This is a genomic window from Olsenella uli, assembly GCF_901212675.1.
GTDB lineage: Bacteria > Actinomycetota > Coriobacteriia > Coriobacteriales > Atopobiaceae > Parolsenella > Parolsenella uli_B.
The window spans coordinates 1-9924 of the sequence record NZ_CAAKOQ010000001.1; the positions used below are offsets into that span (position 1 = coordinate 1).

The 9924-nt window shown below is 69.0% G+C and carries 9 protein-coding genes; 5 read left to right on the plus strand and 4 right to left on the minus strand.

Annotated elements, in window-relative coordinates:
* Positions 1-40 precede the first annotated feature (40 nt).
* The 4 genes from EFAMC1_RS00005 to EFAMC1_RS00020 all read right to left on the minus strand — a co-directional run bounded on the left by EFAMC1_RS00005 (position 41) and on the right by EFAMC1_RS00020 (position 4395).
* Positions 41-880, minus strand: a complete 840-nt coding sequence (locus EFAMC1_RS00005) for a triose-phosphate isomerase (RefSeq protein ID WP_154052297.1) — start codon at positions 878-880, stop codon at positions 41-43.
* Positions 881-962: 82 nt separating this feature from the next.
* A complete protein-coding gene (locus EFAMC1_RS00010) occupies positions 963-2126 on the minus strand; it encodes a diphosphate--fructose-6-phosphate 1-phosphotransferase (protein WP_154052298.1) in 1164 nt (387 codons plus the stop codon).
* Positions 2126-3280 carry a class II fructose-bisphosphate aldolase gene (locus tag EFAMC1_RS00015; RefSeq protein WP_154052299.1) on the minus strand — a complete coding sequence of 385 codons (1155 nt, stop codon included), beginning with the start codon at positions 3278-3280 and terminating at the stop codon, positions 2126-2128. The genes EFAMC1_RS00010 and EFAMC1_RS00015 overlap by 1 nt, the downstream gene beginning before the upstream one ends.
* 62 nt (positions 3281-3342) lie before the next feature.
* Positions 3343-4395 (minus strand): LacI family DNA-binding transcriptional regulator, encoded by a 1053-nt coding sequence (locus EFAMC1_RS00020; protein ID WP_154052300.1) that lies wholly within the window; start codon positions 4393-4395, stop codon positions 3343-3345.
* A 567-nt stretch (positions 4396-4962) separates the two neighbouring features.
* On the opposite strand from EFAMC1_RS00020, the gene EFAMC1_RS00025 reads away from it, so the two are divergent.
* The 5 genes from EFAMC1_RS00025 to nagA all read left to right on the plus strand — a co-directional run bounded on the left by EFAMC1_RS00025 (position 4963) and on the right by nagA (position 9851).
* Positions 4963-5739 (plus strand): ABC transporter permease, encoded by a 777-nt coding sequence (locus EFAMC1_RS00025; RefSeq protein ID WP_154052301.1) that lies wholly within the window; start codon positions 4963-4965, stop codon positions 5737-5739.
* Positions 5715-6506: an ABC transporter ATP-binding protein gene (locus EFAMC1_RS00030; protein WP_154052302.1), complete on the plus strand. Its 792-nt coding sequence runs from the start codon at positions 5715-5717 to the stop codon at positions 6504-6506. The genes EFAMC1_RS00025 and EFAMC1_RS00030 overlap by 25 nt, the downstream gene beginning before the upstream one ends.
* Before the next feature lie 173 nt (positions 6507-6679).
* Positions 6680-7759 carry an ABC transporter substrate-binding protein gene (locus tag EFAMC1_RS00035; protein ID WP_261981684.1) on the plus strand — a complete coding sequence of 360 codons (1080 nt, stop codon included), beginning with the start codon at positions 6680-6682 and terminating at the stop codon, positions 7757-7759.
* A gap of 10 nt (positions 7760-7769) precedes the next feature.
* Positions 7770-8591: a glucosamine-6-phosphate isomerase gene (locus EFAMC1_RS00040; RefSeq protein WP_154052303.1), complete on the plus strand. Its 822-nt coding sequence runs from the start codon at positions 7770-7772 to the stop codon at positions 8589-8591.
* Positions 8592-8687: 96 nt separating this feature from the next.
* Entirely contained in the window at positions 8688-9851 is a 1164-nt protein-coding gene (gene nagA, locus EFAMC1_RS00045; protein WP_154052304.1) for an N-acetylglucosamine-6-phosphate deacetylase, read from the plus strand.
* Positions 9852-9924: the final 73 nt, after the last annotated feature.

The window sequence follows — 9924 nt, forward strand, 5'->3', positions numbered from 1 at the left end:
CCGCGGGTGTGCAGAACGAACACGTCCCCACCTGCACCGTCTAGCCGAGATAGAGGTCGACGATCTCGCGGTACTCGTCGGGGTAGAAACCGATCTCGCCCGAGAAGCGCGTGAGCGCGATGAGGCCGCCGTCGATCTCGGGGATGGAGGCGAGCATCCGGGCGTTGTCAGCCTTGAGCCCGCCGCCGTAGACCACGTCGATGCCCGGCACGGCGTCCTTGAGCAGGCCCGCCACGCGCTGAATGTAGGGCGCGTCGGCGGGCGTCTTGCCCGGCCCGATGCTCCAGACCGGCTCGTAGGCAACGACCGCGCGAGAGAGGTCGGCGCCGGAAAGGCCGGCCGTGAGCTGCGCGGCCAGGACCTCGTCGGCCTGGTCGAGCTCGCTCTCGCGCTCCCCCAGGCAGAAGAGCACCTTGAGGCCGGCGGCCTGGGCGGCCAGGACCTCGCGGTTGAGGATGCGCCCGGCGGCGGCCTCCGCATCCGGGCCCTCCACGCCCGCCTCGGCCATGATGGCGCGAAGGTTCATGCGCTCCTCGCAGTGGCCGATGAGCGCCCACGTGACGCCGAGCTCGGCCACGGAGTTGGCCGTGCGCAGCGTGGTGAAGGCCCCAAAGTTGCCGCCCTTGGCGGTGTCGGCGCCGTGCACGCCCTGGCAGCCGATGCCGAGCGCACCCTCCGGCTCGAGCGCGCCCACCGCGCCGATGAGGTGTGCCTCGGGCAGGAACGCCGCGAACTCGCACTCGCGGGCGCGCCGCGCGGCGACGCCGCGGATGGAGCTCGCCACGGCGGCACCCCACTCGGCCGGTTGGGCGAGGCGGTTCACGCCGCCGCGCTCGGGCACGATGTCGAAGCGCTTGAGGTTGAGGAAGATGTGCTTCATGGGGCCTCCTTGGACGAGGTTGGGAATGTGGTGGGGACGGGGCGGCCGGCGGCGCCGGCGACGGGCACGAGGCCCGCGCGCCCTACGTGAACGACACGTGCCGCGGCAGCGCACCGCCGATGAGGGGCCGCGCCCAGCGGCAGAAGGCCTCCGTCACGCCGTTGCCCCGCTCGTTGATGAACCCGTCCGGCATCGTGCGCTCCTCGAGCATGACCCGCTCGATGGGCACGCGGTCGAGCCGCGCCTCGTAGGGCTCGGTCGAGACGCGCTGGATGCCCACCATGACGCCCGTGTCGCCTGAGGTGGCGGCCCGCACGGCCTCGCGCCCGCAGGCGATGGCCTCCTCGCGGTCGACGTCGCTCTGCCAGGCGATCGACGCCCGCCCGAAGAGGCCGGGCTTCTCGGAGCGCGCCTTGTAGCCAAGCTCGCGGATCACGAGTTGCGCGAGGTAGGCCGAGACGTCGCCAAAGTAGGTGGCCCGCCCCACGGCCATGAGCGGCGGCACCACCGACTCCCCGCCCGCCGCGTGCAGGCCCTCGCTCACCACGACCACGCCCGCGCCGCGCTCGTCGATGAGACGCTGGGCGTCGTCGAGGAAGGCCCGCTCGTCGAAGTCGCGCTCGGGCAGGTAGATGAGGTCGGGGCCGCCGCAGCCGCCCTCGGCCGCGAGGGAGCTCGCCGCCGTGACCCACCCGGCGTTTCGGCCCATCGCCTCCACCACCACGAGGTGGATGGGAAGCCCACGCACGTCGGCGCAGACCTCCGAGACGCCCGCGGCGAGGTAGCGCGCCGCGCTGCCGTAGCCCGGGGCGTGGTCGCAGGCCGCGATGTCGTTGTCCATCGTCTTGGGGATGCCCACCACGCCCACGTCCACGCCGGCGTCGGCGCAGGCGGCCCAGATCTTGCCACAGGCGTCCATCGTGCCGTTGCCGCCCGTGCAGAGGAGCCACCGCACGCCCGCGCGGCCGAGGCCCTCGGCGATGCGCGCGTAGTCCGCCGCGTCGAGGGGCCGCCGGCTCGTGCCGATGGCCGAGGAGGGAGACCTCGGAAGGAGTCCCAGCTCGCCCTCGCCCACCTGGGAGAAGTCGATGAACTCCCCGGAGAGCACGCCACCCATGCCCCCGCGGGCGCCCAGCACGCGCCCCACGCCCGGCGTGGCCAGGGCCTCCGTGACCGCGCCGTAGAGCGACGCGTTGAGCACCGCGGTGGGCCCTCCCCCATGGACGACGAGCAGGTTGTCCGCCATCAGAGCCCCGCCCTCTTGTAGCGCTCGGCCATCTCGTCGAGACCCACGCGCTCGATGAGCGGCGCCTTGCCAAAGCTGCCGAACTCCACGATGAGCGTGCCCACGGCCTCACGCACGCCGCGCTCGATGGCGTCCACGAGCGCCTGGCGGTCGTCGTCGGGCACCACGCCGTGCATCACGGTGTCGAAGACCGGCGGCAGGAAGGCGCGGGGGTCAAACTGGTCGCGGCGCTCGTCGAGCAGGCGCCACACGCCGCCGATGCTCTCGCTGCCCTTGAGCTCGGGGCGCCGCTCGAAGAGCTCGCGGAGGTTCCTCGTCACGGCCAGGCGGATGTCGGTGTCGACGTTAATCTTAGAGATGTCGCAGGGGATAGCCGCCTTGAGCTCGGCGATGGGGATGCCGTGGGCGTTCTGGACGTTGCCGCCCAGCTCGTTGATCTCGTCGACGATGTAGCGCGGCACCGTGGACGAGCCGTGGCTCACGAGCGCGCAGTCGAGGCCCTCGTGCAGCAGGCACTCGCGCACCGCGATGGGAATCTCGCGCCTGAGCTTGACGTCTTTGCCCTTGGAGGCGCCGTGCATGGTGCCGTAGGAGATGGCGAGCGCGTCGACCTTCGTATTGCGCACGAACTCCGTGGCCGCGAGCGGGTTGGTGTAGGTGCTCGCGAGCGAGCTCACGTCGTCCTCCACGCCGGCCAGCACGCCCAGCTCGCCCTCCACCGAGACGCCGCGCTCGTGCGCATAGAGCACCACCTCGCGCGTGAGCTCCATGTTCTCCTCGAAGGGCAGAGACGACCCGTCGATCATGACCGAGGTGTAGCCGCCCGCGATGGCCGCCTTGACGCTTGCCATGTCGCGCCCGTGGTCGAGGTGCAAAACGATGGGGATGGGGCTGTCCTCGCCAAAGCGCCGCACCGCGTCGCCGATGTTGCGCGCGCCGGCTATCTTGTCTTCCACGGTGCCGTTGGCGAAGTCGGCCCGGCCGCCCATGAAGGCGTTGGCGAGGTCGGCGCCCTGCAGGATCGCGGGGCTGCGGAAGGTCTCGTTGATCTCGATCACGGCCTTGGCCTGGCACACGGCGTTGACGTTGAACGCGCCCTGGGCATAGCCGCCCCGACGGGCGGCGTCCAGCACGGGCTTGAGCGGGACGAGCATCCTGGCCTCCTTCTTCCGGGCGGCACGCGGGTGCCGCCCCTCTGGCGTCCGGGCAGGGCCTCCTAGCCCAGAGACGCCTCCACCACGTTGGAAAGCTTGAGCGTACGCGCGCACGGCACGCCGCCGTGCGCAAGCGAGAGCACCTCGTCGGCGCAGGCCACGCCGGCCTCGAAGTTGGGCAGCGTCGTATAGAGGTCCGCCGCGAGGCGGTTCTCGCCGTTGTTGGCAAGCTCGGCGGTCACGAAGTCCACCCGGCCGGCGGCCTTCCTGAAGTAGTGCGTCCAGCCGGCCCAGCTCGAGACGATGGCGTCGCCGGGGCCCACGAGCGCAAGCAGCTCGCCCACCACGCCCATCACGCCCTCCATGAGGCGCAGGCCCTCCTCGGTGTCGCCCACCGAGTAGTGGGCGTCCCAGGTGTCGAGGTTCTCGAGCGTGACGGGCAGCCTGCGGACGAGCAGCTCGATGTCGCCGGCGGCCTCCGCGGCCGCGCGCACGCCCCGCTCGCGCAGGAGCTCCTGGGGCGTGTCGATGTCGGGGCGCACGTAGAGCAGCCGGGCGGGCCCGCGGCCGAGCACGTGCTCCACGAGCAGGCGAGCGCCGCCCTCGTAGTCGAGGTCGATGGTGCTGAAGTCGTTGGAGGGGACCTGGCAGTCGTAGGCCACGAAGGGGATGCTCTCCGACGCGATGGCCGAGAGGCTCGCGGCTTCCGGGCCCTCGTTCTCCTCGCCGATGAAGACGATGCCCTCCACGCGCCGGGCAAGAAAGGCGGCGACGTAGTCGCTGAGCCCGTTGAACGGGTTGATCGTGCCGTCGAGCAGAAGGATGTTGGAGTCGCTCTCGGCCAGGCGGCGCTGGATGCCGTAGACCACCTGCGAGAACCTGGGGACCGCGAGGTTCTTGCGGATGACCACGCCCACGCAGGGGCTCGTCTGGCTGCGCAGCGTCCGTGCGTGGGCGTTGGGCACGTAGTGGAGCTCGGCCACGGCCGCGAGCACGCGGCTGCGCGTCTCGGGCGTGATGGTCTGGCCGGGCTTGTTGTTGATGACGTAGGAGACCGTGGTGGGCGTGACGCCCACGAGGCGCGCCACGTCCTTGAGTGTCGCCCGCTTGGCCATACCCGCCCCTCTCTAAGGGTTGCCTGCCCGACTCGTTCCCCGCCCGGTCCGACGGACGCCAGGACCCCTGGCCTCGCCAACCCGAGCGTGACACGGGGCGCACTCCCCCGCGTCCGGCTTCTTCGAAAACGTTCAACTACTTACGCGTTTAAGCTCACACTACTCTTGTAACACGAGTTGGCGCCTCAGGGGACGAAAAAGTGAAAGAAATGACCCATTCGCTATTTCAAACCGTTTACCGGCTATTATTCACACTTCTTACCTGAGCGTTACAAAATCGACGCTGAACGGTAGTTTGCGAATTTCTCCATCACAGAATGACGTCTGGCATGTTACAACTCAGTTCAAGCTGAAACGGTTAAGTGCGATTTGCCGATTCACTTGCCTATGTTTGTGGCCACGCGGAACAATCCGCGCACTGCCACGGAAGGCCAGCCCGCGGCGAATGGGACCCAAGGCCTTGCGAGGCGCCCGGAGTGAGGGCCCCGCGCAAACGGTTTCGGACGCATTCGCGCGGAGTCTGGCGCGGGCCGCGCTATCTTGGCCGAAAGCGATTGGAGGCACTCGGTGAGACAGAAGAACGGGTTCTGGAGCAAAATACCCAACTGGGTGTGGGTGCTCATCTCCGCGGCGTGCGCCGTGGGGCTGTGGCTCTTCGCCTCGGGCAAGTGGCCGGCGGTGTTCGCCAGCCCCGCCGAGGTCTGGGAGGCCTTCCGGCTGCGCGCCGAGAGCGGCAACATCTGGGTGCATACCTGGGCCTCGCTCTCGCGCGTGCTCACGGGCTTTGGCCTGGCGTTCGTGGTCTCCATCCCGGTGGCCTTCCTCATGGCGTGGTACGACCCGTTCCGCCACATCATCGAGCCCTGGATCCAGTTCGTGCGCAACATCCCGCCGCTCGCCTACGTGTTCCTCATCATCGCGGGCCTCGGCATCGGTCAGACGGCCAAGATCACGGTCATCTTCATCGCGGCCTTCATGATCATGGTCGTGACCATCTACCAGGGCGTGAAGGGCGTCGACGTCACGCTCATCAAGGCGGCGCGCGTCCTGGGCGCCAAGCAGCGCGACATCTTCTTCAAGGTCACCATCCCCGCCTGCACGCCCTTCATCCTCGTGGCGGCGCGCCTCGGCCTCTCCACCTCGCTCACCACGCTCATGGCGTCCGAGATCATCGGCGGCGACAAGGGCCTCGGCATGATGATCCAGCAGGCCAGCGGCTACTACCAGATGGACGTGGTGCTCCTGGGCATCCTCATGCTCGGCATCATCGGCATCTGCTTCGAGAAGATCGTCCGATTCCTCGAGAGGAGGCTCACGGGATGGCAGGAAACGATTCAGCAGTAAAGGTGCACGTCGACCACGTGGTCAAGAAGTTCACCACGTCCAAGGGCGAGACGGTGGCCCTGAACGGCGTCGACCTCGACATCCACGAGAACGAGTTCGTGTGCGTCGTGGGGCCATCGGGCTGCGGCAAGTCCACGCTGCTCAACATCATCGGCGGCCTGGAGACCCCCACCGAGGGCACCGTCACGGTGGACGGCAAGGAGGTCGAGGGACCCGGTCCCGACCGCGGCATCGTCTTCCAGCAGTACGCGCTCTTCCCGTGGCTCACGGTCGAGGAGAACGTCAAGTTCGGCCTCAAGCTCCAGAAGAAGCCCAAGGACGAGGTCGACGAGATTGCGCACCGCTACATCAAGATGGTGGAACTCGAGGACTTCGCGAAGTCCTACCCCAAGGAGCTCTCCGGCGGCATGAAGCAGCGCGTGGCCATCGCCCGCGCCTATGCGATGAACCCGCATGTGCTGCTCATGGACGAGCCGTTCGGCGCCCTCGACGCGCAGACGCGCACCCAGCTCCAGAGCGAGCTGCTCAAGACCTGGCAGGACGAGAAGAAGACCTGCTTCTTCGTGACGCACGACATCGAGGAGGCCATCATCCTGGCCCAGCGCGTCGTGATCATGTACGCCCGCCCGGGCCGCGTGAAGGAGATCGTTCCCATCGACATCGGCTACCCGCGCACGCAGGAGACCAAGATGTCGCCCGAGTTCCTCGAGCTCAAGAACCACATCTGGAGCCAGGTCTACCAGGAGTACCTCTCCGTCCGCAAGTAGCCCCCTGCCTCATTTCCAACCGTTTGGCTTGTCTCATGTGCGGCCAGGTTGAGGCAGCGCACGTCCGCACGACCCACGCACGGAACCCGCGCGGAGCCCTCGCGCCACAGGCACGACAACCGGCAGGCGCGCCACGGGGCCCGTCACCGGCGACACAAAGGAGTTGGGTTCACATGATGAGCAACAAGGGCATGAGCAGGCGTTCGTTCCTCGGCCTCTGCGGCATTGCCGGCCTCGGCACCATCGCCGGCCTCGCCGGCTGCGGCGGCTCGGGCGGCGGCGCCACCACGACGGCGGCGAGCACCGCGGCGGCCAGCGGCTCGAGCTTCGACCCCGTCACCCTGCGCGTGGCGTTCATGCCCAACATCGGCAGCGCCGGCACCCTCTACGCCGGCATCGAGCAGGGCTACTTCGACGCCGTGGGCATCACGGTGGAGCCGCAGCAGTTCCAGGCCGGCCCGGCCGAGATCGCGGCCATGAGCTCGGGCGACATCGACGTGGCGATGATCGGCCACGGCGCCCACTCGCTCGCCATCCAGGGCCAGGCCAAGATCTTCTCCTTCGAGCAGCTCTCCAAGGCCGACGAGGTCGTCGCCAACAAGGCCAAGGGCATCAACTCCGCCGCCGACCTCAAGGGCAAGACCGTGGGCGTCTCCTCCGGCACGTCGTCCGAGGTCATCCTGCAGTACGTGCTCGGGAAGGCCGGCCTCACCAAAGACGACATCACCACGGTCGAGATGGACGTCTCCGGCATGACCACGGCCCTCATCTCCGGCCAGATCGACGCCGCGGCCACCTGGTCGCCCAACACCGTCACGCTCAAGCAGCAGCTCGGCGACAACTACCTCATGCTCGGCACCGACACCGACTTCTCCGACAAGGTGGCCTTCCCCGGCTCGTACTGCTGCGCGCCCGACTACGCCGACAAGAACAAGGAGGTGCTCGTGCGCTTCGCGGCGGCCCTCGACAAGGCCAAGGTCTACCGCGCCGAGCACACCGACGACGTGGCCAAGCTGCTCGCCGCCAAGCTCGAGCTTCCCGAGGAGACGCTGCTGCAGTCCGCGGGCGAGGGCGACTGGCAGGGCGCGGTCGACGCCATCGGCCACACCGACGTCATCGAGGGCTACTACAAGGCCCAGCAGAAGGTCTTCCTCGACGCGGGCAAGATCGAGGCCGAGGTGCCCGTCACCGACTACGTCCTCACCGACGTGATCACGGACGCCGACAAGCTCTACGAGTCCGAGCTCAAGTAAGGGGCCGGAGATGGGCTGCGACTACTACCACATCCCGCCGGGCGAGCTGGGCCAGGGAAGCCGCCTGCCGCTCAAGGTGCTCGGCAGCTCGGGAGAGGTCTTCTACGAGCTCGCCCTCGACATGATCCGCGAGATCGAAGCCGGCAACGCCGCCGGCCGGCACACGGTGCTCATCTGTCCGGTGGGTCCGGTCGGCCAGTACCCGATCTTCGCCCGGCTCGTGAACGAGAGGCGCCTGTCGCTTGAACGCTGCTGGTTCATCAACATGGACGAGTACCTCACCGACGATGACGAGTGGATCGACGAGGCGGACCCCCTGAGCTTCCGCGGCTTCATGGCCCGCGAGGTCTACGGCAGGATCGACCCCGAGCTTCTCATGCCGCCCGAGCAGCGGGTGTTCCCCGACCCGCACGACCCGGGCTGCATCGAGCGCCTCGTCGGGGAGCTGGGCGGCGTCGACGCCTGCTTTGGCGGCATCGGCATCACCGGCCACCTCGCCTTCAACGAGCCGGTCGATGGCATGGGCGACGAGGAGTTCTCCCGCCTGCCCACGCGCGTGGTCGACATCCGTCCCGAGACGCGCGCCACCAACTGTGCGGCCGACCTGGGCGGGGCGCTCGAGGCCATGCCGAGGCGCGCCATCACCATCGGCATGTGCGACATCCTCGGCGCGCGCAAGATCAGGCTCGGCGTCTTTCGCGGGTGGCACCGCGCGGTCTGCCGCCGCGCCGCCTACGGCACGCCCACGGCCGACTTCCCCGTCACGCTTGCCCAGGCGCATCCCGACGCGCTGCTCTACGTGAACGACGTCGCAGCGGGCACGCCCTTCTAGCGCGACCGCGCGTTGCGTCCCCGCGCCGGCCAGGGTTGCGGGGACGCTCTTTTTTTATCGCCACGCACCCCTCACCGACCCCAGAGAGAGGCCACCATGTCCCAGGACGCCTACATCGCAAACGCCATGGCACTCGTCGACGGGAGGATGCAGCGAGCCGACATCGGCGTCGAGGGCGGCCGCATCGTCACGGTCACGCGAGAGCGGCACAACCCGCGCGGCCTGCCCGTCATCGACGCCGCCGGCATGAGCGTGCTCCCGGGCCTCATCGACCTGCACACGCACGGCGCCGTGGGCATCGACGTGAACGCGGCCGACGTGGAGGGCCTGCGCAAGATCGGGCGCTTCTTCGCGAGGCAGGGCGTCACGAGCTGGAACTGCTCGGTGCTCACCGACACGCCCGGGCAGACCTCGTGGTGCATGGGCCAGGCCCGCGCCATGATCGAGGCCGGCGCCTACGACGGGGCGCGCCTCGCGGGCGTGCACCTCGAGGGGCCATGCCTCTCGGTGGAGTACAAGGGCGCGATGCCCGAGCGCCTGCTCATGCACGAGGCGTCGCCCGAGCTCTTCCGTCGCTACCAGGAGGAGTCGGGCGGGCACGTCACCTACGTCACGCTCGCGCCCGAGGTCCCCGGCGTGGCCGAGATGGTCTCCGAGCTCACGCGTCTCGGCATGGTCGTGGCCATGGGCCACAGCGGCGCCACTTACGCCGAGTGCGAGGCCTGCGTGGAGGCGGGCGTTCGCTCGGTGACGCACCTCGGCAACGCCATGCGCCTCTTCCACCAGCACGAGCCCTCCATCCTGGGCATCGCCCTCGAGCGCGGCGACCTCTACGCCGAGGCCATCTGCGATGGGCGCCACCTCGTGCCCGCGACGGTACGGATGTACCTGAACGCCAAGGGCTGGGATCGCATCGTGGCCATCACCGACTCGATCATGGCCGCGGGCCTGCCCGACGGCAGCTACAAGCTGGGCGTGAACGACGTCGTGGTGGTCGACGGCGACGCGAAGCTCGCCGAGAACGGCGTGAGGGCCGGCTCCACGCTCACGCTCGCGCAGGCACTGCGCAACATCCAGGCCTTCACGGGGTGCGACCTCGCGCACGCGGCCAGGCTCATGACCGAGAATCCCGCGCGCCTCATGGGTTGGTCCGACCGCGGCCGCATCGCGCCGGGCTGCGCCGCAGACCTCGTGCTTCTCGACGAGCACGACCAGGCCGTGCTCACCATGGTCGAGGGACGCACGGTCTATCAGGCCTAGGCGACGGCCCGGGGCTACAGCCCACAATGAGTGGCAGCGCAACCGAGGCGGGCGGCGCGGTCTTCACGACCGC